Raw genomic sequence first — 26,100 nt, forward strand, 5'->3', positions numbered from 1 at the left:
CTCCGGCCCGACAGGAGCACCACCGTGTTGTCCATCGCCGCCAGCGAACTGATCCAGATCCTCCGCAACCGGCTGGTACTGGTCACCAGCCTCATCATCCCGTTCGCCGTCTCCGTCCTCTTCGTCCGCCGGCACGAGACGTTCGCCGCCATCGGCAGCCTCGGCTACATCGCGGCGATCGTCCTGTTCACCGTCGCCGCTTTCGGGCTCTACGCCACCGCCGTCACCACTCTGGCCTCCCGGCGCCAGAACCTGTTCCTCAAACGACTGCGCTCCACCGCGGTCGCCGACTCCACCATCCTGGCCGGCCTGCTGCTGCCGCCCACCACGATCGCGGTAGTGCAGGTGGCCGCGATCCTGACCGCGCTGGCCGTCGTCGCCGGCGGGCCGGCCAACGCCGCCCTGGTCGTGCTCGCGGTCCTCGCGACCCTGGCGATGATGATCGGCCTGGCCCTGGCCACCGCAGGCCTGACCAATTCCCCCGAACACGCCCAGGTCACCACCCTGCCCGTTACCCTCGGCGTGATCGCCGTGGCGACCTGGGTGGGCATCAGCGGCACCGCGGACCTCGCCTGGCTCAAACGGCTGCTGCCCGGCGGCGCAGCCACCGAACTGACCAGGAACGCCTGGAACGGCGGCGTCGCCGTGGCCGACTCCCTGCTCCTGCTCGCGCCCACCCTGGGCTGGGTCGCCGTCGCCGTCGTCCTCGCCACCCGACTCTTCCGCTGGGAGCCCCGCCGATGACCACCGCCCCCTCGGAGCGCCCGGACCCTCCGACCCTGGTGGAGGACCTCCTCCTGCTGCTGTTCCAGCCCGCGTCCGGGACCGTCGCGGGTGAGAACACGCTCTTCTACGTCCTCGGCGGCGCCGTCCTCGCCGACCTCACCCTCGGCGACCATCTGACCACGGCGCCCCGGAGCCGGATCAGCGTGGTCGGTAGTCCACCGAAGGACGGTCTCCTCCGTCCGGCGTGGGACTACCTCGCGGAGAAACCGAGGGGAGTGCAGACGGTTCTCGCGGCGATCGGCCCCACCCTGCGCGAGCCGGTGTTGCAGCGGCTCATCGCGCGAGGCGACATCGACCGGCAGCCGCACAAGGTGCTCGGCCTGTTCCGGTCCACGGCCCTGCGGGAAGGACGGACCGAACGCCGGGCGCGGCTCCTCGCCGACGTCCGGCAGGCGCTCGTCGACGGTGTGCAGCCGACGGCCCGGGTCGCCGCGCTCGCGGCCCTGCTCTCGGCGAGCGGAACCCTCCCGCAGTTCCACCGCGAGATCCCCTGGACCTCGTCGGTGATCACGCGGGCGAAGGAACTCAAACGCGGCGACTGGGGCGCCGACGCGACGGCGCAGGCCGTGACCCGCACCGTGACGGCCACTGTCGTCAACAGCGTCATCGTGGCCATCACCGTGCTTCCGCGAAGCTAGTTACGAGAGAGAGACCCAGATGACCGTGGAACTCATGCACCCGGACGGACTGCTCAGGCAGACCGACTACTCGCCGGTCGCCGTCGCGACCGGATCCCGGCTGGTTCTGCTGGCCGGGCAGGCCGGCGTAACCCCGGACTTCAAGCCCGCCGCACCGGATCTGGCCGGTCAGACCCACGCCGCGTTGCGCAACATCATCGTCGGTGTCAGAGGCGCGGGCGGGGACACCGGTGACCTTGCCCGACTGACCTTCTATGTCGTGGACTGGGCCCCGGAGAAGTGGGACGAGTTGCTCGCCGGCATCGCGCGGGCGCAACAGGACGAGGGTCTGCCCGCGCCGGCTCCGCCCATCACCGTCATCGGCGTGCAGGCTCTCTTCACGCCCGAGTTCGTCGTGGAGATCGAAGCGACAGCGGTCCTCGGCTGAGTGCCGCGTCCTCGTCAGGTGGTCCGGCTCGCGACGGACAGGGGCCGGACCACCCGGGTAGCTCCACGGAATGGTGTGGAAGAACCCCGCTGACCTGCTACGTCTGCTCGTCGTTGCGCTGCTCGTCTACCCGGCCCTGGTGGTGATCCTGCGGGTGCCCGGAAAGCGGACGCTGTCCAAGCTCAACGCTTTCAACGTCCCAGCCCGGGCCGACCGGGGCACCTCGCGACGGTTCACCGGGTGTGCGCTCAGTACACCCAGACCCGGGTCTTCTTCGGCAGCACGTCCTGCGCCCACAGCCAGTCCATCGCCGGCAGCGTCACCCGCACGCAACCGTGCGACGCCGGATACGGCGGGACGCTGGTGTATCCGTGGATCGCGATCCCCTGCTCCTGGAAGTACTTCGGCCGGTACAGGCGGCCGAGCGGGCCGTCGCGCCAGCCGTCGACCTGCCAGTCGATGGTCCACCTGCCGCGTGGGGTGTCCGCCAGGTAGGTCTCCCCCTGGTGGGTGTAACGCTCGAACGTGCCGGTCGAGGTGTTGAAGATCCGGCTAACCTCGCCGTCGTCGACGATCATCAGCAGTTGGCGGTCCAGGTCCACCTCGGCGAGGTGGCCGTCGGTGCTGCGGGCGTCCGGGCGTTTGCCGTCGTCGAGCGCGGCTCGGGTCTTCGCGCCGACGATCCCGTCGGGACGCAGGCCGGCGGCCTTCTGGAGCGCGTACACCGCCTGCTCGGTGAGCAGGCCGAAGGTGCCGTCGGTCTCGCCGACCCAGTATCCGAGCCGGTCCAGCCGCTCCTGCAGCGCCCGGACCCGGTCGCCGGTGTCACCGCGCCGCATGGCGTCCTGTACGTCGGCGTCGGTGGTGCTCGACGGCGACGGGGTCGCCGAGGGCGCCGCCGTGGCCGGCGCGGCGGTGGAGCCCTCGCCGGTCGCCGGAGCCGTCGGCGTTCCCGGTGGCGAGGCCGAGGGCACCGTGTGACTCGGGCCGGACGAGGTCGGCTCCGGTTCCCCGCCGTCGCCGCAGCCGGCCGCGAGCACCAGCAGGGCGGCGCAGGTGACGGATGCCGTGATGTGTCGGCTCTTCATGATCAGCGCGCCGGGGCCCCGGCCCACCTCCTTCGTGCGTCCGGTCGAGGTCTGCCTCCAGGTAAACAGACCCGTCGGCAGGCATGCAAAAGGCACGTACCGGGGACTACGGCGGGATGAGCCGCGCTCCGCGTACCCTCCGGTCCCGCCTGGCGGCGGCGTGGTCGGGATTCTGGCTGGTGCCGGCGGCGTTCGCCGCCGGGGCCGTAGTGCTGGCCCTCGGCCTGTCGGTGGCCGAGCTGCGACTGGGCCTGCCGACCGGCGGGTTCCTGCCCAGCAGCGTGGCGGGCGCCCGGTCGCTGCTGTCGTCGATCATCACCGCGATGATCTCGTTCACCGCACTGGTCTTCTCCATCACCGTGGTGGCCGTGCAGCTCGCCAGCAGCCAGTACTCCCCCCGCGTGCTGCGGACCTTCCTGCAGGACCGGATCACCCAGGTCGCACTGGGCACCTTCCTGGCGACCGCGCTGTTCGCCATGGTGGTGCTGGCGGCGCTGCCGGCCGGCGCCGACGCCCGGCTGCCCGACCTCTCGCTCGCCGTGACGATGACGCTCGTGCTCGCCAGCAGCGGGCTGTTCGTCTACTACCTGCACCACGTCACCACGGTCATGCGGGTCTCGCACATCATCGCGGCGGTCGGCGCCCAGTGCCGCCGGGTGATCGAGGAACAGTATCCGGCCGGCCCGGCTGCCAGGCCCGTCACGCCGCTGCCACCGCCGGTGCAGGTGATCGCCGCGGCCCAGCCCGGCATGGTCGAGCACGTCGAACTCGACCGGCTCGCCGCGCTGGCCCGCGAACACGACTGCACGCTGTCGGTCCTGCCCGCGCCGGGCGACTTCGTGGTCGCCGGGCAACCGTTGATCGCGGTCCACCCGCTGGCCGGCGGTCCCTTCCCGACGACCGTGCCGGAGGCGCGGGCGTGTGTCGCGGTGAACCTCGGCGTCGAACGGACCCTCGGCCAGGACGTCGGGTTCGGGTTCCGGCAGCTGACCGACATCGCCGAGCGGGCCCTGTCACCCGGGATCAACGACACCACCACCGCGGTCCGCAGCGTCCAGGAGATGCACGACCTGCTGCGCCGCCTGGCCGGCCGGCCCGGTCACCGAATGCTCGTCGACGATCCCGACGGCACCCCACGCGTACGGGCGCGGACGCAGGACTTCGACGGCTTCCTCGCGGTCGCGGTCGACGACGTCCGGCGGGCCGGACGCGACCAGCCGCGGATCACCCGACTCCTGGACGACGTACTGGCGGACCTGCGTGCCGTGGCGTTGCCGGAACATCTGCCCGGCATCGCCCGCAGGACCGTGCACCGGGAGGCATGAGCCGCCGGTCACCGCCATCCTCGCCCGGATCGGGCGTGGTGCTCGCCATCGTCGGCGTCGTCCTGGGCATCGTGGGACGCTCCAGCAGCAGGTCGACGACCTGCGTGACCGGCTCGACAGCTAGCCGGCGGTCAGTCCCACACGGTCACGTCCTCGGCTATGAGCGCGCGCCCGCCCTCGAAGTCGCGATACGCATCGGAGGGCCCGAGCTCGTAGCGGCCGGACAGGTCGCGGTACGAGAAGTCGACGACGGTGCCGACCACGGTCACCAGCTGCGGAGGTTCCGCGGTGGTCTTGGCGGCGGACAGCACCAGCAGCGTCCCGTCGGTGAAGTCGACGTCGCGCACCACGAAGGCGGTGCCGGTGACGATGCGGTCGACAGTGGCGGTAACAGAGAGTGAAAAAAGGTGGTCAAGCATGCTTGACCACCTTTACGTCCAACGTCGCACGGATGCTACGCGGGAGTGTCCGAGGGGGGACTTGAACCCCCACGCCCTATACGGGCACTAGCACCTCAAGCTAGCGCGTCTGCCATTCCGCCACCCGGACCTGCACGTGCCAGCCTACCCGGTCGACCAATGTGAGCTACTCACCGCATCGGTCGGCCTGGCGGGCCGCACGGGGCATTACTGTACACGGCCCAGAACGATCATGCACATCAGCTCCCACGAGGCACGTTTGCGCAGGTCAGCGGCCACATAGATCGGGTGGGTAGCGCGCAACAGGCGATTCCGGGCAGCATTGCTCCCGTGTCCCACCCCTCCCCGTTGATCGCCACTCAACACCAGGCCCTCGCGCTACGCGCCGCGGGTGATCTGACAAGCGCCCGCCGCCTGCTCCATGACGCGATCGTCGCGGCCCGCCCGGCGTACGGCGAGGACCACCAGGACATCCTGGCCACCGGGCACCTGCTGGCTCGGCTGCACCGCGAGGCCGACGACCCGGCCGCCGCCCGGCGCGTACTCGAAGAGGCCTATGCGGCCGGCGAGCGCCGCCGCGGCGAGGCCGACCCGCTGATGCTCGCGCTCAGCTTCGACCTCGCCGGGGTGTCCGAGGAGCTGGGCAACCGGCACGAGGCCCGCCGCAACTACAGCCGCGTGGCGACCGCCGGGTCCGCCGTGCTCGGTCCGGACCACCCCGCGGTACGCGCAGCCCGCCAGTACCTCGGCGGCTCCGCCGCCGCTCCCGCGGGCCATGGCCCCTCCCCCGGCGGCTCCGCCGCCGCTGCCGGTCCGCACCCCGCTCCACTCCTGCCCGGCTACCCGAATCCGGGCCGCCCCGGGCACCCCCATCCGTCAGTGCCCGGACATGTCGATCCGGCATCGCCGGGGAACCTCGGCCCGGTCCGGCCCGGCCAACCCGGTCCCGCCTCCGCCGGGTACCCCGGGCACGGACTGTCCGAGCCCACCGTCTCGCTGCGGCCTGTCCCACCGCCGCACCCGCACGCCCCGGCACCGCCCCGGCCCGTCGCCCCGGGTGCGCCCGCAGCGAATCCGCCGGTACCCGGCTCACAGTGGGCTCCCCACCCGGGCCCGGCACCGCACGCGCCCCACTCCGGGCAGCCACCTCAGTCCGCGCCGATCACTCCGCCGCCCCCGGTGGCGCCTGCCTCGCCGCACCAGCCTCCCGGCGCCGGACCGAGCGGACCCGCGAGTCCGTGGGCGCCGCCCTCGCCGGCTGCCTCGGAGGCGACGACCCGGTTCGCGCCGATCACGGAGGAGGCCACCTCCCGGTTCCCGGTAGTGCCCGTCGAACCCACCGCACCAGCGACACCGCCGTCTGCCGGGGCCGCCTCGCAGACTCCCGGCGTCCGCCCGATGCCCCCGGCCCACGGTGTCACCCCGGTTCCGCCGGCTCAGGGCGTGACCGCGGTTCCACCGGCTCCAGGTGCCACCCCGCTTCCGCCGGGAACCTACGGTCGACCGGCCGTCGCTCCCGGCGTGACGCCGGTGCCGCCCCGCGTCGCGGCTGGCGGACCCCCGCACCCGGCGACCTCCGGCACGTCCGTGCCCTCGCCGCCCCCCGGAGCCCCGACGGCGACGCCGGGAGCACCGCGAACGCCGGGAACGCCGGGAACGCCGGGAACGCCGACGACGGCACCCACGGCCGGCGCGCCGGTGCCCGCGAGGCCGGCGGTGCCTCCGATGCCGGGCCCGGCGTCCTCGGCCGCCGGAGCGCATGTCGCGCCCGTCTCAGCGCCGTCCGCCCCCGCACGTCCGGTCCCGCCGCCGCCGAGCGTGGCCGGCACGCCTCCAGTCCCGCCACCGCAGGTGCCGGGCACCGCCGGGAGACCGCTACCGTCCCCGCAGACACCCGGCACTGCCGGCACCCCGCCGCAGACACCCGGCACTGTCGGCGTCCCGCCGCACACGCCGGGCAAGGCGAGTAGGCCGCTGCCGCCCTCACAGATGCCCGGGACAGTCGGCGCGTCCCCGCTACCGCCTCCGCCGGTCATCCCGCCCCCGCCCGCGACGCCGGTCGTCGAGACGCCGCCCTCCACCGGAGGCATCCCGCCGGCGTCACGGATGCCGGCGGCGGGAGTCCTACCACCACCGCCTCCTCCGGCCGTCCTCCCGCCGGCGCGCGTCCCGTCGCCGGAGCGCGATGTCCTGCCACCGCCGCCGGCCGCTCCGGTCGTCCCGCCGGTCACCGCACCGGGGTCGACCCCGGCCACCCCGCCACCGGCCACCACTGCGGGCTCGACGGTGCTCCCAACGCCGGCTTCCCGGCCGGTGGCGGAATCCGCAGCGGCCACTGCCACCCCAGCGGCACCCACCTCGGCCCCCATGATGCCCGGATCGGCGCCGACCCAGCGGGCGACGCCGACGACCGAGGCCGTCCCTGCTCCACCACCACGCCCCGATACGAACCGGGCGGCGGATACGGACCGGGCCGCCGATACGGACCCGGCCGATACCGAAACGGGCGGGCCCAGCGCCCCTACCGTGCCGCCCGTCCCCGGTGGACCGGGCTGGGACAAGCCGACGATCCAGGTGCAGCAGATCGGCCCGCTGCTGGAAGAGGAGGCGGAACGCACCGCCGCAAAGGCAGCGCGCGACGCTTCGGCGAAGTCCGCAGCGACCACCACCGCCGGCGAACCCCCGGTCAGCGCACCACCGGCCAGCGCACCTCCGGCCAGCGAATCCCCTGCCGACAGGCCCTCGGCCGGCCCGTCCCCGGCCGGCTCATCGGGGATGATCGCGCCCGCAGCGAGCGCACCGCCGGTGAGCACGTCCCCGGTCAGCGGACCGCCGGCGAGCACGTCGGGTACGAGTGGAGGCGGCTCGGGTGGTGCACCGGCCACCGACGCCACCGCAAGTGTGAAGCAGCCGGGCACCACGTCGGCAGGTGCGTCGGGCACCCTCGGCACGCCCGGCGCCGGTGCGCCTCCGGCAGGCGGAACACCGCTGCCCGCCGCACCCCACATCAGCCCACCGCCCACCAGCCCCGCTCCCGTCTACCCAGCACCCGTCAGCGCACCGCCGGTCAGCGCACCGCCCGTCGGATCGCCCTCGACGTCGCCGGTCGGCACGCCGCCCACGCACCCGGTCGGTGGCCCTCCCGGACAGCCGGTCAGCGGACCGGCCGGCTACCCGGTCAGCGGGGTTCCGGTAAGCGGTTACCCGCCACCGGTCAGCGCACCGCCCGGCCCCGGCTACCCACCGCCGATCAGCGCGCCGCCCGCCGGACACCCACCGGTGAGCGCGCCCCCCGGCACCTATCCACCGCCGGTCAGCGGACCACCCGCGGCACCGGTCAGCGCGGCACCCGTCAGCGGTTCCTCCGTACCGCCGTGGGGCATGGTCGCGCCGCCGTGGAGCAGCGCCGCCCCGTCCCAGCCGGTCGACCGGCCCAGCCGGCCCGAGCCGGACGAGGACGAGCCGGCGCCCGTCGACGCGGCAGGCGAACCGGAGCAGGACGCGCCGGAGCCGAACCGGCAGATGACGATCTATGAGGATCTGCTGGACTTCCCCGAGTCCACGCGACCGGAGCCGCCGGCCCAGCCGGAGCAGAGCGCCTGGCCGGCGACCCCGCCGATGTTCCACCAGCCGCCGCCGGTCCAGCCGCAGGACGCGTACCCGATGGAGCCGGAGCGGCCGGGCCGCAACCGGACGGTGCTGGCCCTTGTGGTCGGGGGTGCGGTGCTCGCGGTGGTGGCGGCGGTCGGCGCCGGCGTGGTGTTGCTGAACCGGGAGGCGGCGCCGCCGCCGGCTCCCGTGCCCGCGTCCGGCGCCGCATCGCCGAAGGTGGCCGGGCCGCCGCCGGGGGACCTGAAGCTGCGCGACGACACGACCACAGTGACGGTGACCTGGACCGATCCGACGAACGGCGGGGTGCCGTTCGTGGTGGCGGGTGGCCGGGCCGGGCAGAAGCTCGGGGTGTTGGCGACTGTGGACGCCGGGCAGACCCGCTACACGGTGAACGGGCTGAGCGCGAAGCTGGACTACTGCTTCACGGTGCTGGCGGTCTACTCGACCGATTCGTACGCCACCTCGGGGCAGGTCTGCACGGACCGGGAGGGCGGCCCCACGCCGAACTGAGCGTCCACGGACGACACGCTCGGTGTCCACAGGAGGACGGTGCGGGTTTCACCGACTCCGGGCGGCACCTATGATGGCTCCCGGCTCTGGGGAGGGTCGGCCGTGCTCGGCGTCTCTCCCCCACCGACACGGGGAGGCAGCCGGCAGTGACCACCATCGAGGACGTCACGGGCACCGGGCCGGAGCAGGCTCGTCCACGGTCGCGGATGCGGGGCGGGCTGGTCACCATCGGCACGGTGGCCGCGCTGCTGGCCGCGATGGGCCTGACGGTGCTCGGGCTGGGCGCGGCCGACAACGCGGTGGCGAGCATCGACGCGTCGTCCTGGTTGTGGAGCACCACCCGCAGCGAGCTGGCCCGGGTCAACGGCGTCACCGCGCGGGTGGACACCCGGATGGAGGTGCCGGGTGGGCGGCGGCACCAGATGCAGGTGGCGCAGACCGACCGGCTGCTGATCCTGCGCGACCTCAACACCGGGCAGGTCAGCTCGCTGGACCTGGCGACGTTGCAGATCACCGCGACCACGCCGACCGCGCCGGGGTTCGGGGTGAGCGTGGCGCTGCACGAGGACGCGGCGTTCGTGGTGGACGCGGTACAGGGCATCGTCCGGCAGCTCGACCCGCGGGCGCTGACGCCGGTGGGTGAGCCGGTGCGCTACCCGCCGGGCATCACCGGTGGCACGTTCGACGGCGCCGGCAAGCTGTGGGTCGCGGTGCCGAGCGAGGGCACCGTCTCGGCGGTGACCGCCGCCGAGCTGCCGGAGACGCCGGGTGACGCGCCGTCCGCGGGGCTCAGCCCGAAGCGGGTCGAGACGTACGACGTGGCCGAGCCGGCGCACGAGCTGGTCGTGTCCACGCTGGACGAGGGTGTCGCGGTGCTGGACCGGACCTCGGCGTCGCTGGTCACAGTGGTCGGCGGGCAGACGCAGCGGGCGGAGCTGAGCATGAGCGCGCCGGGGAACCTGCCGACGCGTACCAGCGGGCCGCAGGTGCCGGTCACGGTCCCCGGTGACCGGTCGGTGCACGTGGTGCGGGACAGCCGCGAGGTGAAGCGGTTCACGGTGCCCGGCACCGGCGCCCGGCTGAGCCCGGCGGTGGCGTGGGCGGGCCGGTTCTACTGCGCCGACGAGACCACCGGCACGGTGTACGCCTTCGACGGCGAGGGGCAGCTCGTGCAGACCGTCAAGGGCTCCGGCCGGCCCGGCCCGGTCGAGCTGGAGGTACGCGAGAACCACCTGTTCATCAACCCGCCGGACTCGTCCACCGCACAGGTGGTCGACGACCGCAACCAGGTGCGTGAGGTCGACAAGTACGCGAACGACGTGCTGGGCGGCGACCCGCCGCCGGTGGCTCCGCCGCCGCCCCCGCCGAAGAAGCCGAAGGTGTCCAAGCCGGGTGCGCCGAAGTCGGTCACCGCCGCCGTCGGTGACGCCTCGGCGCGGGTGAGCTGGCAGGCCGCCGCGTCGAACGGCGCCGAGATCACCCGGTACGTGGTGGAGGGCGCCGGTCAGACCCACCAGGTCGGCGCGAACCAGCGCGCCCTGGAGATCACCGGTCTGACAAACGGTGAGACGTACACGTTCTCGGTGCACGCGGTGAACGCCAAGGGTGAGGGGCCGGCGCGGCGCAGCAACCCGGTGGTGCCGACCGCGGAGGTGCCGGACCCGCCTGCGTCGGTGACCGCCGAGGCGCGGCCGGACGGCACGGTGCGGGTGAGCTGGCCCGAGGCCGACGGTCAGGGCAACACGATCGCGAGGTACGCGGTGACGGCGACCTCGGCGGGTGCGAGTGCCCCGGCCGGTGAGTCGGCGAAGACGGAGCTGGTGGTGCCGGCCGGGCAACTGGAGTACGGCACCCAGTACGCGTTCACGGTGACCGCGGTGAGCGAGAAGGGCGCCGGGTCGAAGGCGTCGCCGGTGAGCAACACGGTGGTGCCGTTCACCGTGCCGAAGGCGCCGACGGAGCTGCGCGCCTCGACTGTCGCCGACCAGCCGGGCACGATCGCGGTGCAGTGGTCCCCGGCGGTGGACAACGGCCGGCCGGTGACGAAGTACGTGGTGGAGGCGGCTGGGAAGTCGGTCGAGGTGACCGACGTGCAGGCTACCGTGGGCGGCCTGGGCAACGGGCAGAACGTGACGGTGAAGGTCAAGGCGGTCAACGAGGCCGGGCCGGGACCGGAGGCGAGCACCACCGCGCGGACGGTCGCCGAGCCCCGGATCACGGTGACCGGCTCGTCGGCGGACGCCACGTCGGTGACTGTGACGTTCACTGTGGACGCGGGCGGCGGACGGGCCACGTGCACGGCGGCGACCGGCGGGAAGACGGCGAGCGGAAGCTGTTCCAGCCTGCGGGTGACCGGGCTGACGCCGGGTACCGCGTACACGGTGACGCTGACCGCGTCCAACGCCGCCGGCAAGGGCACCGCTTCGCGCGCGCAGACCACCGACCCGGTGTACGGCGTCGCCACCTGCAAGAACGGTCCGGACGGCGACCAGCGGACGTACTGCGATCGGGAGATCCCCGGCGAGCGCAACGGCAACGAGATCTTCGAGGTGCCGAGGCAGGACAACGACCGGCAGGCGGGCTGGGTGCGCGACGGCACGCGGCTACGCACGTACTGCAAGGTGAAGGGCGAGGACGTGGACGCCTGGATCTACAACAACAACAAGCAGAGCACCTGGTGGGTCCAGGTGGACTACAAGGGCAAGACGTACATCCCGTGGGCCTGGCTCAACCTGGAGGGCGGCGACGACCTCGGCGTCCTGCCCACCTGCTGACCGCACCCGAGAGGCGCATCCGTGAACACGCACGAACCGCTGAGCCAGCCGGAGGTGCAGGGCTTCGCCGCCCTGGCCGCCCGGCTGGCCGACAACGTCAACGCGGTCGTGCTGGGCAAGCCGCAGGTGGTGCGGCTGGCGCTGACCGCCCTGTTCGCGCAGGGGCACGTGCTGCTGGAGGACGTACCGGGCGTCGGCAAGACGACGCTGGCGCGGGCGATCGCGGCGACGGTGAAGGGGCAGTGGCGGCGCATCCAGTTCACGCCGGACCTGCTCCCCTCCGACGTGTCAGGGGTGACCATCTTCAACCAGGCCAGCCGGGGCTTCGAGTTCCACCCGGGGCCGGTGTTCGCCAACATCGTCATCGCCGACGAGATCAACCGGGCGTCGCCGAAGACCCAGTCGGCGCTGCTGGAGGTGATGGAGGAGCGGACCGTCACCGTGGACGGCGTACGGCATCCGGTGCCGCAGCCGTTCCTGGTGGTGGCGACGCAGAACCCGGTGGAGATGGACGGCACGTACCGGCTCCCAGAGGCCCAGCTCGACCGGTTCCTGGTGAAGCTGTCGGTCGGCTACCCGGACGAGGCGGTCGAGGTGGAGGTGCTGCGCGGCGCCACGGTCCGCTCCCCCGACTCGCTGACCGCCGTCACCGACACCGCCACCGTGGGCGAGATGGTGAAGATGGCCCGGCGGGTGCACATCGCCGAGCCGCTCTACGCGTACGCGGTGCGGCTCGCAGCGGCGACGCGTACGCATCCGCAGGTGCGGGTCGGGGTGAGCCCGCGTGGGGTGATCGCGCTGACCCGGGCGGCGTGCGCGTACGCGCTCATCGACGGCCGGGGCTGGATCATGCCGGAGGACCTGAAGGCGCTCGTCGAGCCGGTGTTCGCGCACCGGCTGCTGCTCACCCCTGATGCGCAGGTGCGGGGTGTCACGCCCGCCGAGGTGCTGCGCCAGGCGGTCGCGTCGGTGCCGGTGCCGCTGCCGTCGGGCCAGGCCACGCCGGTGCACGGCTGAGCGTGGGGATCACCGCCCGTGGCATCGGGCTGCTCGTCGCCGCCCTGGTGCTGCTCGGCGTGGGGTTCCGGTACGCGTACCCGGAACTTGCGGTGCTCGGCGCGGCGGCGGCGGTGGCGGTCGGCTACGCGGTGGTGAACGCGGCCTGGCGGCCCCGGCTGAGCGTGGCGCGGCGGGCCGACCCGGACCGGGTGGCCCGGGGTGAGCTGGCGGCGATGGAGCTGACGGTGCGCAACACCGGCCGGTTGCGGGCGGCGAACCTGGTGGCCGAGGACCGCTGCGCGGGCGCGTTGGTGCCGGTGCCGCTGCTGCGGTTGCGTCCGGGCCGGGACACTGTGGTGCGGTACGACGTGCCGACGCACCGGCGTGGGGTGGTGCCGGTGGGGCCGCTGCGGGTGGTGCGCCGGGATCCGCTGGGGCTGGTGGCGTTGGCGCGCGGCTACGGCGGCACGGTGCCGGTGTGGGTGCATCCGCGCATCCACCCGCTCTCCGCGGTGCCCACCGGTGCCGGGCGCAGCCTGGACGGGCGTACCGACAGCGTGCCGCACGGGTCGATCACGTTCGACTCGTTGCGGGAGTACGTGGTGGGTGACGAGTTGCGCCGCGTGCACTGGCGCACGAGCGCCCGGGTGGGTGAGCTGATGGTGCGGGAGAACGTGGACACCAGCCTGCCGCGCCTGGTGGTGGTGCTGGACAACCGGGCGTCGGCGTATCCGGGCCGGGTGGGCGGTGTCGCGGAGTCGTTCGAGTCGGCGTGCGAGGCGGCGGCGTCGGTGGTGGCAGCCGCGGTGCGGGAGGACCTGCCGGTGCACCTGCTGCTCGTCGTACCGGCCGAGGTGGAGCCGGCGGGCGCGGCCGGGCCGCTGGACTGGCTCGCCGCGGTGGAGCTGGCGGATGCCGGGCCGGACGTGCTGCCCGCCGCGACCGGGCGGCTGCGCCGGGACCGGCTCGGCGACACGCTCGTCTTCCTGACCGGGCCGGGTGGCCGCGACGAGCTGGGGCACGTCGGCGCGCTGCGCGGCGCGTACCCGTCGGTGGTGGTCGGGATGTTCGGCGCGGACGGGCCGACGGCGGCCGGCGCGGCGGGCCTCACGGTCCTGGACGCCGCGGACGGCGCGGCGTTCGCCGCCGAGTGGGACGGGGTCCGCCGGTGGTGACGCAGGCGGCGGAGCGGGCAGTCCGGGTGTTGCGGGCCGTGCCGGTGCCGGCTTCGCTGATCGTGCTGGTCGCGCTGTCCGGCGTGGTGCTGGGCCGAATGTACGCGGACCCGTTGCTCACCCGGCTCATGGCCGGTGCGGCCGTCGGCTCGGTGCTGGTCAGCGTGGCCGCGCGGCGGCTGCCGTCCTGGCTGGTGGCGCCGCTGTCGGTGGCCGCGCTGACCGGGTGGACGCTGCTGTCGCTGCGGCTGGCCGCCGCGCACGCGGCGCTGCCGGGCGGGCTCGGCGAGGTGGCCGCCGACGCGGCCCGCAACGCGATTCCCCGGCTGCTCACCGCGATGATCCCGGTCGAGCCGGCCCCGGACACGGTGCTGGTCCCGGTGGTCGCGGCGTGGCTGGCCGGGCTGACCGCCGCCGAGGTGGCGCTGCGCGCCGGGCGGGTGCTGCTGGGCTACCTGCCGCCCGCGCTGCTCTACGCCGGCGCGCTCTACGTGGTCGGGCCGAACGCGGATCCGGCGATCGGCCCGACGGTGCTGTTCGCCGCGGTCGCGGCGGCCGGCCTGGCGACGCCCGGGCGCCGCGACGGCCCGGCGCCCGATCCGGTCGCCGGTCTGACCCCAGCGGTACGCGCGGCGGTACGGCTGCGCCTGGTGGCGGCGAGCGCGGCCGGGCTCGCCGTGGTGGTGGCGCTGGCGGCGCTGCTCGCCCCGGTGGTGGCCGCCCAGGTCGACGAGCGGCCCGTCGACCCGCGCCGCTACGTGGAGCCGCCCCGGGTGGAGTCGCTGGACGAGAACCCGCTGATCCGGATCTCCGGGTGGGCGCTGAACCCGGACCAGCGGCTGCTCGACGTGCGCACCACGGGGGGCGCGGCCGGGGACGGGTCGCCGCGGATCCGGCTGGCGGTGCTCAGCGACTACGACGGGGTGACCTGGCGGGTCGGTGCCACGTACCGCAACGCGGGGCGGATCCTGCCCGCCGCCGAGCCGGCCCCGGACGCGGCCACCGACGAGGTGCGCCAGGAGATCACCGTCGGCGACCTGACCGGGCGGCTGCTGCCGGCGGTGCCCACGCCGCGCGAGGTGACCGGCGCGCGGGTGGCGTACGACCCGGCGACCGGGACGCTGATCCGCCCGGAAGGGCTCGCGCCGGGGCTGCGGTACGAGGTGTCGTCGGTGCGGGAGCGCCCGGATGCGAACCTGCTGCCCACGGCGAACGTGCCCGCCGGGGACGAGGTGGCCCGGGTGCTGCGGGTGGCCGACGGTGCACCGGAGCCGGTGCGCCGGCTCGCCACGCAGCTCGCCGAGTCGAACGGCGCCCCGTACGCGCGCGCCGACGCGATCGCCACGTTCCTGGCCGAGCACTACCGGGTGACGGCTGACGCGCCCAGCGGGCACGCGTACCCGAACCTGGCGTTCTTCCTGTTCGGGCCGCGTAACGGCGGAGGGCAGCGGGGCACCTCGGAGCAGTTCGCCGCCGCGTTCGCGGTGCTCGGCCGCCTCGCCGGCCTGCCGACCCGGGTGGTGGTCGGTTTCGAGCCGAAGGGCGACGGTCCGGTGCGGGCGGCCGACGCGTACGCCTGGCCGGAGGTGCTGTTCGACGGCGTCGGCTGGGTGCCGTTCGACCCGATGCCGCGTCCTGATGAGGAGCCCCGCCCGGTGGAGGAGGACTTCCGGCCGCAGCCGGAGGATCCGCCGCCGTCGGAGGTGCCGGCGCCCACCGAGGAGCCGAGCGCGACGCCCCCGGCCGCCGCGCCCGCACCCGGCCGGGAGCAGGGCGGGCTCGGGACGCCGGTGCTGGTCGGTGGCGGCGTCGGCGGGCTGGCGTTGCTGGTCGGCGCGGTGCTGGCCGCCCTTTACGCCGCGCGCCGCCGGCTGACCCGCTCCCGTCTGGACGCCGCCGACCCGGGCGAGCGGGTCGCGGGCGCATGGCGGGAGCTGACCGACGCGCTGCGGCTGGCCGGGCATCCGGCCGGGCCGGACCTGGCGGCGGCGGAGGTGGCCGAGCGGGCCCGCCGGACGCTCGCCGAGGCCCGCGCGGCGCGGTCCGGAGCGGGCGCGGCCGGACCCACGGACCGGACCGGGGACGGCGCGGCCGGGCTCACGGACCGGACCGGGGACGGCGCGGGGGCCGGCGGACCGGATGAGGCGGTGGTCGACGAGCTGGCCGCCCTGCTCAACCAGGCGGGCTTCGCGCCGGGCAGTGTCACGCCGGAACAGGCGGAGCGGGCCGCGCGGCTGAGTCAGGGCTTCGGCGACGCGTTGCGCGCGGCCCGCTCCCGGTGGGGCCGGCTGCTGTGGACGGTCCACCCGGGGCCGCTGCGGTGGCGCCGCTGACCGGACCGGCCGGGCCTCGTCGCCGGTCCGCTGCCGGCCAGGTTCGGAGGACGCTGCCGGACGCGCCGCGCTCAGCGGTCGGCGGCGCGCAGCTTCCGGACGAGCTTGCGCAGCCCGGCCTGCCAGCCGTCCGGGTCCTCGGCGCGGCGGCGGGCGTAGTCGGCCACCTCCGGGTGCGGCAGGATCAGGAACCGCTCCTCGGCCAGACCGGCGACCACAGCGTCGGCGACCTGGTCCGGCGTGAGGATCGTCCCGGAGGCGGCGATCACCCGGGCGCCCAGGTGCCCCTCGGCGAGGCCGTCGGCGAGCATCGGGGTGTCCACGCCCTGCGGGCACAGCGCGCTGACCCGGATGCCGGCGTCCCGGTAGGTGATCGCCAGCCACTCGGCGAGACCCACCGCGGCGTGCTTGGTGGCGGTGTACGGGGCGTCGCCGACCGCCGTGAGCACACCCGCGGCCGAGCAGGTGAGCAGCAGGTGCCCCTGGCCCCGGCGGAGCATTCCCGGCAGCGCCGCGCGGGCGCTGTGCAGGTGCCCGAGCACGTTCACCCGCCAGGCCCGGTCCCAGTCCGCGTCGGGTGCGTCGATGCCGCCGCCGGTGGCCACGCCGGCGTTGGCGCAGAACAGGTCGATCCGGCCGTGGCGGTGCTCGGTCTCCTCGACGAGCGCGCGTACCGCCGCCTCGTCGGTGACGTCGAGCCCGACGCCGCTCGCGACCGGGCCGATCGCCCCGGCTGCGGTACGGGCCGCGTCAGCGGCCAGGTCGGCCAGAACGATCGCGGCGGCGCCCTCGGCGGCGAACCGGCGGCCCAGCGCCGCCCCGATCCCGCCGGCCCCGCCGGTGATCACCACCACCCGGTCGGTCAGGTTCATCTCAGGCCGCCTTTCCGGGGGCGAGCCGGGGCAGCAGGTCCATCCAGGCCGCCGCGCCGCCCTCGGTGATCTCCGGCGTGGGCAGCACCGCGATGACCGGCACGTCGACGCCGTTGTCGGCGTACCGGCGGACGGCCGCCACGCACTGCTCGGGCGAGCCGTGCAGCACCAGCGCGTCGACCACCTCGTCCGGTACGGCGGCGGAGGCGCCCCCCCGGTCCCCCGCGGCCCACGCCTCCCACATCGGGCCGAGCGAGTCCTGGCGGCCCAGCCACCTGTGGAAGGCGGCGTACGCGGGCACCGTCAGGTAGCCGGTGATCATGCGGCGGCCCAGCGCGCGGGCGTAGGCGGTGTCGTCGGTGGGGCAGACGAAGATGCGGGCGGCCACGTCGAAGCCGGGCCGGCGCTCGCCCACCTCGGCCAGCGCGGTCGGCACGTCGTCGGCGGCCAGCCAGTTGAGGATCACCCCGTCGGCCTCGGCGGCGGCCAGGCGCAGCATGCCGGGGCGCAGCGCGGCCAGCAGGACCGGCGGCGGCACGCTGGGCGGGCGCTCCAGGGTGAACCGTCGTACGGCGAACGTGTCGAACGCGCCGTCGACTGTCTCGCCGCGCAACGCGGCCCGCAGGAAGCGGAGCACGTCCCGGGTCCGCTTGAACGGCTCGTCGAATCCGATCGCGTTCCAGTCCCGCACCAGCACCGGCGACGAGGCGCCGACGCCGAGCGCGAACCGGCCCGGCGCGGCCTCGGCCAGCGCGGCGGCGCTCATCGCGAGCAGTCCCGGCCCTCTGGTGAACACCGGCGTGATCGCGGTGCCCAGCCGCAGCCGCGGCGACCAGGCGGCGGCCAGGGCCAGCGGGGTGAACGCGTCGGCGCCGGCCACCTCCGACGACCACACGTCGGTGAACCCGGCGTCGTCCAGGGCCGCGTAGACCGCGGCGTGGTCGGCGAGCGGGATACCGCCCAGCGGCACGGTCATGCCCCATCGGTTCGTCACCCGTCGATGGTGCCCGTCCGGCACCGCCCGGAGCAAGATCCAGGCGGATATGGGTGATCCGCGCGGGAGCGCCGGGAAAGAGTGTTACGACTGCCGCATGAGTCGGACCGGGGACGGGGCCCGGCGGTGAGGACCGCCGAGCCGACCGCGCTGCGCTCGTCCGGTGGCGGGCCCGACCGGGCCACGTTCCTGGAGCTCTTCTTCGACCTGGTGTACGTGTTCGCGCTGACCCGGATCTCGGCGCGCGCCTTCGAGGACCTGGTGCTGGAGGGCGGGCAGACCGGCTGGTCGGCGGTGACCGGCGGCGGCAAGACACTGCTGTTGCTGCTCGCACTCTGGGCCGTCTGGCAGGGCACGGCGTGGACGACAAGCCGCTACGACCCGCACCATCTGTGGTTGCAGGTCATCGTGATCACCGCGCTGATCTCGGCGATGGTGATGGGGGTGGCGATCCCGCGCGCGTTCAGCCACGGCGGCCTCGTGTTCGCCGCCGCGTACGTGGTGGCCCAGGTGAGCCGACCGGCGATCCTCGTGCTGGTGCTGCACAAGCAGCAGTACCGGCGGCTCAAGCTGCGCATGCTGATCACGTTCTGCGCGACGGGTGTGCTCTGGCTGACCGGCGCGCTGCTGCCGGTCAACGCCCGGGTGGTGCTCTGGAGCGCGGCGCTGCTGCTGGAGTACCTCGCCGCCCGCTTCGGCTGGCCGCTGCCCGGCCTGGGCCGCTCCACGGTGTCCCGGTGGGACATCCACGGCGAGCACCTGGCCGAGCGCTACCAGCAGATCTTCCTGGTCGCGCTCGGCGAGACGATCCTGCTCGCCGGCCTGTCGTTCACCCGCTCCCCCACCAGCCCCGGCATGGTCACCGCGTTCGCCGTCGCGCTGGCCACCTCGGTGCTGCTGTGGCGGATCTACGTGCAGCGGGCCGGGCAGATCCTGGGCGAGGCGGTGACCCGGGCCGCGCACCCGGCCACCATCGGCCGGTCCGCCGCCGACACCCACCTGGTCATGGTGATCGGGGTGGTCGCCACCGCGATCGGCTACGAGCTGGTCATCGAGCATCCGGCCGGGCACAACGAGTTGCCCTGGCTGGCTGTGGTCCTCGGCGGGCCGGCCCTGTTCCTGGCCGGCCGGGCCCGCTTCGAGTACGAGGTGTTCGGCCGCGTCTCCCCGTCGAGGCTGGTGGGGATCGCCGCGCTGCTGCTGCCCGTACCGCTGCTGGTGCGCCTCGCGCCGCTGGTCGCGGCGATCCTGGCCGCGGTGGTCCTGGCGGCGGTGGCGGTGGCCGACGCGCGCCGCGCCTGGGGCCGCCCGCCGGAGGAGGCGGCGACGCCGTTCTGACCGGCGACGCCGGTGCCGGACGCCGCACCCGGCTACGATCCGCGCGTGACCTTCTCGCTCGTCGCCCGCTCCGCCGACGGGCGCCTGTACGGCGTGGTCGTGGCCAGCCGGTTCCTCGCCGCCGGGGCGCTGGTGCCGGCGGCCGAGGCGCTGGTGGGCGCGGTCGCCACCCAGGCGCACGCGAACCTCGCCTACCGGGCGCAGGCGCTCGCGCTGCTGCGTACCGGCGTCACCGCCGGCGACGCGGTGGCCGGGCTGGTCGCCGCCGATCCCGGCCGCGACGACAGGCAGCTCGCGGTGGTCGGCGCGACCGGCGACGGGGCCACCTGGACCGGGCCGCGCTGCCACCCGTGGGCCGGCGGGCAGGCCGGCGACGGCTGGGCGGCGCAGGGCAACATCCTGACCGGCCCGCAGGTGATCGACGCGCTGCGCGACGCCTGGCTGGCGGGCGACGAGTTGCCGTTCCCGCAACGGCTGCTGGCCGCGCTCACCGCCGGTGACGCGGCCGGCGGTGACCGGCGCGGCCGGCAGAGCGCCGCGATACTCGTGGTGCAGCGCCACGGCGGCTACGCCGGCACCGGCGACGAGCTGGTGGACCTGCGCGTGGACGACCACGCCGACCCGGTCGCCGAGCTGCGCCGCCTGCTCGGCATCCACCACATGCTGTTCGGCCGCCCCGACCCGGCCACGCTGCGGGATCTCGCCGGCCCGCTCGCGGCCGAGGTGGCCGAGTTGCTCGCCGCCACCGGCCACCCGGTCGGTCCGGCCGGCCTGGACGACGCGCTGGCGGCCTGGACCGGCCTGGAGAACCTGGAGGAACGCTTCGTGCCCGGCCGGATCGACCCGATCGTGCTGGAGCACCTGCGGCGGTGCGCCGGGCGCTGAGGTCAGCCGCCGAAGGCCAGCCGGCCGATACCGGCCCGCGTCAGTTCGGCGTGCTCGTCGCCGGTCAGCGGCAGCCGCCCGGTGGCCTTGCGCAGCACGGTGAACGCGTCCCAGCCCAGTCCGGCCGGCACCGGCACGCCGCCGGTGAGCACGCCGGCCACCACGTCCGCCGCGGCCGGGGTCAGCCACGGCGGCCGGTCCAGCGCGTCGGCCAGGTCCAGGCCGTGCACCGCGACCTCCACCACGCGGGTACGGAGGAACTCCGGCAGCGCCATCGCGTCACCGTGGCGGGTGCGTACGACCCGGCCGGGCGGCGCGGCGGCGACCGCCTCGTCGGTGGCACGCCAGGCCCGGGCGAACTCGTCGGCCACCTCGGCCGCGCCCGGGTGCTCCCGCGCCGCCCGCCGGGCCGAGTCGATGCGGTCCCGGTCGACCGGCGGGCTGAACTTGGCCGCGCCGAAGTAGGCGGCGGCGTCGACCTCGGCGCGGGGCGGCGCGGGTTCGGCGAGCATCAGAGCCAGGCGACCGGCTCCGGTGCTCACGTGGGCGACCAGGTCGCGTACCCGCCAGGGCGGGCACGGGGTGGGCCGGTCCAGCGCCGCGTCGTCCAGGTCGCGCAGCAGACGCTCCAGCCGCTCGGACTCGGCCCGGAACGCCTCCCGTACGGCCCGCACCGGCGTCAGCCCTTCCAGCGGGGCACCAGCCGGTGCACCACGACCAGCACCAGTGCCGCCACCACCGCCATCGTGCCGGCGATGCCGGCCGCGCTGCCCGCGTACCCGATGAACAGCGGACGGCGGCCGAGGCTCTCGACGGGGATGGTGGAGCGGTCCACCAGCCAGGACAGCGCCACCGCGGAGGCCAGCAGGGCCACCACGCCGATGCCGCCGAGCACGGCGCCGGCCACCCGGTGCGCGTCGCCCGGCTCGACCACCGCCTGCTCCCGCTGGAAGAACAGCAGCACCAGTCCGGCGGCGGCGGCCCAGGCGCCGACCACCAGGTACGCGGCGACCGCGTCGCTGGGCCGGTGCCAGCCGGCGGAGAGCGTGGCGACGCCGGCGGCGGCGGCGTACCCGGCGCCGAGGAACGCCCCGGCGACCCGCAGCTTGCGCGGCAGCACCAGGATCAGCGCGATCGCGACCGAGGCGGCCACCGTGGTGTGCCCGCTGGGCAGGCTGTTTCCGGCGGCGGCCCGTTCCGGGTCGATGCCGAAGTCGGGCCGGAGCAGGTAGTGCTTGAGCAGCTGGGTGGTCACGTTCGCGCCGGCGATGAGCAGCGTCGCGGTGACGGCGAGCGCCTTGCGCCCCCGGATCAGCGCGATGAAGCCGATCACCGCGGTCGCGGCCAGCAGCGACACCACCGACATGGCGTTGAGGAGTGTGTTCACCGGATCGTCGATGCGGTCCTGGCCGATCCGGTTGCCGGTGAGCGCCACCGTGTCCAGCCACTGACCCAGGTCGGTGTGTACGGCGAAGCGCCACACCAGCCCGAACGCGGCTGTCTGGATCAGGGCCAGTACGACCAACCAGACTGCCGTCCAACCCCTCGCCGTCTCCCGCACCCGGACAACTTAACGGTAGGCACGCTCCGGCGCGCGGCGGAGCGCCAGCGGCGGCGGCGTACGGTGAGGCGGGCGATCTCGAGGAGGTGGCGCGTGACCGGCAGGCCACAGCGGCAACCGGACGGCGGGCCGCGGCCGGAGTCGCTGGCCGACCTGCTCGGCGGCCGGCGCGGGGCGGTGGACGCGACGCTTCCACCACTGGCGTTCGGGCTCGGCTGGGTGCTCGGCGGTCTCGGCGGCGGCGTGCTCGCGGCGGTGCTGACCGGCACGGCGGTGGCCGGCTGGCGGTGGCGGCGCGGCGACCGTCCCCGCTCGGTGCTGGTCGGTCTGCTCGCGGTCTGCGTGGCGGCGCTCATCGCGTTGCGCACCGGCCGGGCCGCCGACTTCTTCCTGCTCCAGATCGCCGCCAACACGGCCAGCGCGCTGGCCTGGGCGGTGAGCATCGTGGTGCGGTGGCCGCTGCTGGGTGTGGTGGTCGGCACGGCGCTGGGCCAGCGGACCCGGTGGCGGCGCGACCCGGCGCTGCTGCGGGCGTACGGCCGGGCCAGCTGGGTGTGGACGGCCACCTACGTGCTGCGGGTCGCGGTGTTCGTGCCCCTGTGGTTGTACGGGCACGTGGTCGCGCTCACCGTGGCGCGGGCGGCGCTGACCTGGCCGCTGATCGCGGCGGCGCTGGCGGCTAGCTGGGTGGTGATCCGGCGCTCGCTGCCGGCCGGGCATCCGGGGCTGCGGCACCCCGTGGATCCGGCGGGCACCGACGGTGTGGCGGCGCGCACAGAGTAATGGAGAGGCCGCCACGGGGGGAGCGGCCTCTCCGTCAAATACGTTACTCCGTCCACGGCCCGGATGTGATCCCGTGGACCGCTGATTTTTCCGTGCCTTTTCGCGCCATGGGTCGTCGCCGGGCGGAGTGGTGGGCCGGCCGGTCCGCTGCGTCGGCCGGACGGCCGGCCCACCCGGCCTGACCGTGGGCGTCAGGCCGTTCGCCGACCCGGCCGCTCCGTTCCCCCATCGGCCGGGTCGGCCTCCTCCGCGGGCGGGTTCGCACCCGCCCGCGGAGGAGGGGTCACCTCACCCTTGCGGGAAGTAGGTGCCGTAGTCGGCGTACGCCATGGCGATGTCCGCCTGCGCCCAGAACCGGTGGTAGTTGAAGACCGGCTCGGGACCGCCGTCCAGGTACGCCTGCACCTTCGGCCAGTCCGGGTCGTTCTTGTAGAACGAGCGGATGTCCAGGAAGCTCTTGCCCGGGGCGATCGCGTCGCCGTTGGGCATCTTCCCGGTCCAGCCGTTGGGGACGTAGAGACCCTGGCCGTCGGCGGCGTTGTAGACGTCGTCGAAGCGCTTGTAGTCGCCGCGCTTCTCCGGCGTCGAGACGCCCTTGCTGTCGGCGGACGCCGAGAGCGCGTCCAGCAGGCCCTTGGCGGTGTTCTTCGCCGCGGTGTTGCCGGACTTGGCCGCGTACGCGATGAGCGTGCGGGCGTAGGCGCCGGCGACGCCGACGTCCTGACCCTTGACCGTCACCTCGACGTGCAGGTTGGTGTTCGGCTGCGGGCTGCTCGGGTTCCAGTTCGCCGGCTGGCCGGTCCACTTCATGTCCGACGGGATCGACCAGTTGGTGCCGACAGTGGTGTTGGCGATCGCCCACGGCACCCACTTGTCCAGCAGCGCCTTGGCCTTCGCGTTGCCGGTCTCCAGGTACAGCTCGGCGATGCGCTGCATCGACCAGGCCTGCATGCCGAACCACTGGTTCGACGGCGGGTCGTTGTAGACCGGGTCGACGTCGTAGTACATGCCGTAGAAGGTGGCGGTGCCGGCCGGCGGCTGGGCGTAGCTGCCGTCCCAGCTGTTGGTGGCACCACCGGCGATGCCGCCCTCGGCGGACTGGAGCCAGGTGTAGAACTCCAGCTGCCGGTCGAGGCTCTTCTGCCAGTCGGAGACCGCGGTCGGCGACTTCGGCTTCAGCTCCGCGACGTTGGTCATGGCCCAGGCCGCGAACGGGTTCTGGTAGCCGAAGTGGCTGTGGCTGGAGCCGATCCGCCACGACCAGTTCTGCGAGGCGTCGTACGCGCCACCCCAGGCGTAGTACCAGGAGAGCAGGTAGTGCGCCGAGTCACGGCCGCTGCCGGCCGGGCAGGTGGACGCCCCGACGCAGTTGCCGATCTTCTTGAAGTACTTGTCGAACAACGCGTAGCGCAGGTAGTCGCCCATCTTGGCGGCCTTCGCCACGGTGGCCGCCACGTCGGCCTGCTTGCCCTGCGCCTTGGCCCAGGTCAGCGCCCAGTAGGCGGCCTGGACGGCACGCGCGTCGGCGTCCGGCGCGTTTGTGTACTTCCACTGCTTGGCCGGGGCGCTGGACTCCTTGACGAACAGGTCCAGGTAGCCGTTCGGGCCGCCGTGCTTGAACGTGTCGCAGGACGGCTGCGGCACGGTCTCCCACACCGACTCCTGGGTGCCCCGCTGGAAGGTGTTGATGTACGCGGGCCGGGTGGTGCCGTCGCCGCAGCGGCCGAAGCCGTAGGTGTTGTCCACGTCGAGCAGCCAGTGCATGCCGTAGATGTCACCGGTGCCGTAGGTGGACTGCAGCTCCGAGCGCAGCGGGTCCTGGCCGACCGGGACGCTGGCCTCCAGCGCCGACGGGTACTGGCTGGGCAGGTTGTGCTCGGCGGCGTACTGCGGGGTGCCGGGCGAGCCGGCGGTGGCCTGGTCGGCGTGCGACGGGATGATGTACTTCTCCATCACCGTCCAGGCGTTGTTGAACGGGGCCCAGTTCTGGGTGACCCGGCCGTACTGCGCCTCCAGCCAGAGCCAGAAGCTGAACGCCTCCGAGGTGGTCTCGTGGCCGTGGTCGGGCGCCTCGACGATCAGCGTCTCGATCGAGTGGTACGGCACGCCCTCGGGGCTGAAGTATCCCGAGTTCTTGATCTTGCCGTACTGGTCGAGGAACTTCTTGATGTAGGCGTTGTCGCCGCCCGGGGTGTCGTTGTCCGCCTCGGTGGCCACGACGGAGATCGGGGCGTAGCCGGTGGCCGACGCGGTGATCGTCGCGGTGCCGCCGACCGTGTCGGAGTCCTCCGCGGCGGAGACCGTGGCGGTGACGCCGGTGCTCCAGTTGCTCGAGGTGAGCGTCAGCGTGGACGGCGAGACCGTGATGTCGCTGTCACCGGTGACGGCGAGGGTCACCGGCACGTTGGCCGTGGGCGCCGCGCTGAGCGTGTACCGGACCGTGGCGCTGCCACCCTCGGCCACGGTGACCGCCGACGGGCTGGCGACCAGCTTCGGGCCACTCGCCGCGGTGACGGTGAACGACTTCTCCGAGACGGCGCTGCCGCCCGCGTTGTCGTACGCCTTGGCCTGCACGGTGTAGCTGCCGGCCGGCAGGTCGAGCAGGTCGTAACCGTACGGCGCGGTGGTGTCGGTGTTGACGAGCAGGCCGTTGCGGTAGAACTCGACCTTGCTGATGGTGCCGTCGCTGTCGCTCGCGGTCGCGGTCAGCGGAACGTCGGCCGGCGCCTCGAACGGGCCGGACGGCACGCTCAGGGAGACCGTCGGCGGCTGGTTGGTCTGCGCGCCGTTGCACGCGACCCCGTTGAGGGTGAACGCGGTGGGCTTCGGGTTGCTGCCGCTGTAGCTGCCGTTGAAGCCGATGCTGGTGGACGCGCCGGTGGGCAGGCTGCCGTTCCACGACTCGTTCGTCGCGGTGACCTCGCTGCCGGACTGGCTCCACTTGGCCGACCAGCCCTGGGTCACGCGCTGGCTGCTGTTCGGGAAGGCGAACTTCAGCGACCAGTTGTTCAGCGCGTCGCCCAGGTTCTTGATGGTGACGGTGGCGGTGAACCCGTTGTTCCAGTCGCTCGTCGCATAGGTCACGTCGCAGGCGGGCGCGGCCTGGGCGGCGCCCGCGGGCAGGGCCACCCCGCCTATGACGAGGGCGGCGGCGGCGACCATCGCCGTACGGCGACGTCTGGCCAGAAGTCTCATGTGGGCGGTGTCTCCTCGGACCGGGCCGGGACCGTGGGCCCCGGCAGGGCGCCTCCACGCGTCGACGGGGCGTACGCGGGGGGACGGAGGCGTCCGGAAAGGTGGTCGTCCCGGCCGTGCCGGGGATGGGGGCGCCGCACCGGTTCGTCACCGGGTGCCCTCGGCGGCCCGCGCTCGCGTTCACTGGCTCCGCGTGGCGTGACGAGAGTGTGACATGGAAGCGCTCCCACCACAACGGCCAGCGCAGATACGCGCTTCCATGTTTCGATCTCGTTTAGGGGCTTTTCCAAACCCGTGACGGGCGTTACAGTCGCAGCATCGCCGATGGGAGCGCTTCCATCGACGGTGATACAAGTACTGGATCGCCGGGTGCACCCGTGCCCGGC

19 protein-coding genes, 1 tRNA gene and 1 pseudogene are annotated in these 26,100 nt (G+C 74.2%); 13 read left to right on the plus strand and 8 right to left on the minus strand.

From position 1 onward, the window contains the following. Nucleotides 1-24 precede the first annotated feature (24 nt). From NMK34_RS19795 to NMK34_RS19805, 3 genes are read left to right on the plus strand one after another with little or no spacing between them, the layout of a single operon-like run. On the plus strand, nucleotides 25-744 hold the full coding sequence (locus tag NMK34_RS19795; RefSeq protein ID WP_318334702.1) for an ABC transporter permease: 720 nt from the start codon (nucleotides 25-27) through the stop codon (nucleotides 742-744). Nucleotides 745-782: 38 nt separating this feature from the next. Then, nucleotides 783-1,424 (plus strand): GOLPH3/VPS74 family protein, encoded by a 642-nt coding sequence (locus tag NMK34_RS19800; RefSeq protein ID WP_318334703.1) that lies wholly within the window; start codon nucleotides 783-785, stop codon nucleotides 1,422-1,424. 19 nt (nucleotides 1,425-1,443) lie between these two features. Further along, nucleotides 1,444-1,851, plus strand: a complete 408-nt coding sequence (locus tag NMK34_RS19805; protein WP_318334704.1) for a RidA family protein — start codon at nucleotides 1,444-1,446, stop codon at nucleotides 1,849-1,851. A 248-nt stretch (nucleotides 1,852-2,099) separates the two neighbouring features. Here NMK34_RS19805 and NMK34_RS19810 read toward each other — a convergent pair whose 3' ends face one another. After that, entirely contained in the window at nucleotides 2,100-2,939 is an 840-nt protein-coding gene (locus tag NMK34_RS19810; protein ID WP_318334705.1) for a L,D-transpeptidase family protein, read from the minus strand. An 83-nt stretch (nucleotides 2,940-3,022) separates the two neighbouring features. Here NMK34_RS19810 and NMK34_RS19815 point away from each other — a divergent pair, with 83 nt between their 5' ends. After that, entirely contained in the window at nucleotides 3,023-4,264 is a 1,242-nt protein-coding gene (locus NMK34_RS19815; protein WP_318334706.1) for a DUF2254 domain-containing protein, read from the plus strand. A gap of 131 nt (nucleotides 4,265-4,395) precedes the next feature. Here the strand turns inward: NMK34_RS19815 and NMK34_RS19820 are convergent, their stop codons facing one another. Both NMK34_RS19820 and NMK34_RS19825 read right to left on the minus strand, forming a co-directional pair. Then, complete coding sequence (locus NMK34_RS19820) at nucleotides 4,396-4,683, minus strand: hypothetical protein (protein ID WP_318334707.1); 288 nt, start codon at nucleotides 4,681-4,683, stop codon at nucleotides 4,396-4,398. A 46-nt stretch (nucleotides 4,684-4,729) separates the two neighbouring features. Further along, nucleotides 4,730-4,813, minus strand: a tRNA-Leu gene (locus tag NMK34_RS19825). A gap of 200 nt (nucleotides 4,814-5,013) precedes the next feature. Between NMK34_RS19825 and NMK34_RS19830 the strand changes: the two are divergent. The 6 genes and pseudogenes from NMK34_RS19830 to NMK34_RS19855 form a co-directional block, all read left to right on the plus strand. After that, a pseudogene (locus tag NMK34_RS19830) lies at nucleotides 5,014-5,187 on the plus strand (hypothetical protein); the annotation flags it as partial. A 2,775-nt stretch (nucleotides 5,188-7,962) separates the two neighbouring features. Next, the gene (locus NMK34_RS30930; RefSeq protein WP_412098957.1) at nucleotides 7,963-8,805 is read left to right on the plus strand and encodes a hypothetical protein; all 843 of its coding nucleotides are present in this window, start codon (nucleotides 7,963-7,965) and stop codon (nucleotides 8,803-8,805) included. Nucleotides 8,806-9,011: 206 nt separating this feature from the next. Beyond that, a complete protein-coding gene (locus tag NMK34_RS19840; protein ID WP_318336378.1) occupies nucleotides 9,012-11,579 on the plus strand; it encodes a fibronectin type III domain-containing protein in 2,568 nt (855 codons plus the stop codon). Between the two features lie 21 nt (nucleotides 11,580-11,600). Beyond that, nucleotides 11,601-12,596: a MoxR family ATPase gene (locus tag NMK34_RS19845; RefSeq protein WP_318334708.1), complete on the plus strand. Its 996-nt coding sequence runs from the start codon at nucleotides 11,601-11,603 to the stop codon at nucleotides 12,594-12,596. A 2-nt stretch (nucleotides 12,597-12,598) separates the two neighbouring features. Then, on the plus strand, nucleotides 12,599-13,753 hold the full coding sequence (locus NMK34_RS19850; RefSeq protein WP_318334709.1) for a DUF58 domain-containing protein: 1,155 nt from the start codon (nucleotides 12,599-12,601) through the stop codon (nucleotides 13,751-13,753). Beyond that, nucleotides 13,729-16,086 (plus strand): transglutaminaseTgpA domain-containing protein, encoded by a 2,358-nt coding sequence (locus NMK34_RS19855; RefSeq protein ID WP_412098901.1) that lies wholly within the window; start codon nucleotides 13,729-13,731, stop codon nucleotides 16,084-16,086. The genes NMK34_RS19850 and NMK34_RS19855 overlap by 25 nt, the downstream gene beginning before the upstream one ends. 71 nt (nucleotides 16,087-16,157) lie before the next feature. On the opposite strand, the gene NMK34_RS19860 is transcribed toward NMK34_RS19855, so the two are convergent. Both NMK34_RS19860 and NMK34_RS19865 read right to left on the minus strand, forming a co-directional pair. Next, nucleotides 16,158-16,958 carry an SDR family oxidoreductase gene (locus tag NMK34_RS19860; RefSeq protein WP_318334711.1) on the minus strand — a complete coding sequence of 267 codons (801 nt, stop codon included), beginning with the start codon at nucleotides 16,956-16,958 and terminating at the stop codon, nucleotides 16,158-16,160. Between the two features lies 1 nt (nucleotide 16,959). After that, entirely contained in the window at nucleotides 16,960-17,934 is a 975-nt protein-coding gene (locus NMK34_RS19865) for an LLM class F420-dependent oxidoreductase (protein WP_318336379.1), read from the minus strand. Nucleotides 17,935-18,078: 144 nt separating this feature from the next. Between NMK34_RS19865 and NMK34_RS19870 the strand changes: the two genes are divergently transcribed. Both NMK34_RS19870 and NMK34_RS19875 read left to right on the plus strand, forming a co-directional pair. Continuing rightward, nucleotides 18,079-19,290 carry a low temperature requirement protein A gene (locus tag NMK34_RS19870; protein ID WP_318334712.1) on the plus strand — a complete coding sequence of 404 codons (1,212 nt, stop codon included), beginning with the start codon at nucleotides 18,079-18,081 and terminating at the stop codon, nucleotides 19,288-19,290. A gap of 45 nt (nucleotides 19,291-19,335) precedes the next feature. Then, nucleotides 19,336-20,175: a DUF1028 domain-containing protein gene (locus tag NMK34_RS19875; RefSeq protein ID WP_318334713.1), complete on the plus strand. Its 840-nt coding sequence runs from the start codon at nucleotides 19,336-19,338 to the stop codon at nucleotides 20,173-20,175. Nucleotides 20,176-20,177: 2 nt separating this feature from the next. Here the strand turns inward: NMK34_RS19875 and NMK34_RS19880 are convergent, their stop codons facing one another. Further along, complete coding sequence (locus NMK34_RS19880) at nucleotides 20,178-20,849, minus strand: maleylpyruvate isomerase N-terminal domain-containing protein (RefSeq protein ID WP_318334714.1); 672 nt, start codon at nucleotides 20,847-20,849, stop codon at nucleotides 20,178-20,180. A 5-nt stretch (nucleotides 20,850-20,854) separates the two neighbouring features. After that, the gene (locus tag NMK34_RS19885) at nucleotides 20,855-21,736 is read right to left on the minus strand and encodes a phosphatase PAP2 family protein (protein ID WP_318334715.1); all 882 of its coding nucleotides are present in this window, start codon (nucleotides 21,734-21,736) and stop codon (nucleotides 20,855-20,857) included. Between the two features lie 93 nt (nucleotides 21,737-21,829). Between NMK34_RS19885 and NMK34_RS19890 the strand changes: the two genes are divergently transcribed. After that, nucleotides 21,830-22,519 (plus strand): DUF3159 domain-containing protein, encoded by a 690-nt coding sequence (locus NMK34_RS19890; protein ID WP_318334716.1) that lies wholly within the window; start codon nucleotides 21,830-21,832, stop codon nucleotides 22,517-22,519. A gap of 288 nt (nucleotides 22,520-22,807) precedes the next feature. Here the strand turns inward: NMK34_RS19890 and NMK34_RS19895 are convergent, their stop codons facing one another. Beyond that, entirely contained in the window at nucleotides 22,808-25,705 is a 2,898-nt protein-coding gene (locus tag NMK34_RS19895) for a glycoside hydrolase family 48 protein (protein ID WP_318336380.1), read from the minus strand. Nucleotides 25,706-26,100 lie beyond the last annotated feature (395 nt).

The organism is Micromonospora sp. BRA006-A (genome assembly GCF_033433935.1).
GTDB classification, from domain to species: Bacteria; Actinomycetota; Actinomycetes; order Mycobacteriales; family Micromonosporaceae; genus Micromonospora; species Micromonospora aurantiaca.

What these genes read in the sequence shown, in the direction of transcription:
- NMK34_RS19815 (WP_318334706.1), top strand. Translation starts at nt 3,023, where the DNA reads ATGCAAAAGGCACGTACCGGGGACTACGGCGGGATGAGCCGCGCTCCG.
- NMK34_RS19810 (WP_318334705.1), bottom strand. Translation starts at nt 2,939, where the DNA reads ATGAAGAGCCGACACATCACGGCATCCGTCACCTGCGCCGCCCTGCTG.
- NMK34_RS19805 (WP_318334704.1), top strand. Translation starts at nt 1,444, where the DNA reads ATGACCGTGGAACTCATGCACCCGGACGGACTGCTCAGGCAGACCGAC.
- NMK34_RS19865 (WP_318336379.1), bottom strand. Translation starts at nt 17,934, where the DNA reads ATGACCGTGCCGCTGGGCGGTATCCCGCTCGCCGACCACGCCGCGGTC.
- NMK34_RS19860 (WP_318334711.1), bottom strand. Translation starts at nt 16,958, where the DNA reads ATGAACCTGACCGACCGGGTGGTGGTGATCACCGGCGGGGCCGGCGGG.
- NMK34_RS19840 (WP_318336378.1), top strand. Translation starts at nt 9,012, where the DNA reads ATGCGGGGCGGGCTGGTCACCATCGGCACGGTGGCCGCGCTGCTGGCC.
- NMK34_RS19820 (WP_318334707.1), bottom strand. Translation starts at nt 4,683, where the DNA reads ATGCTTGACCACCTTTTTTCACTCTCTGTTACCGCCACTGTCGACCGC.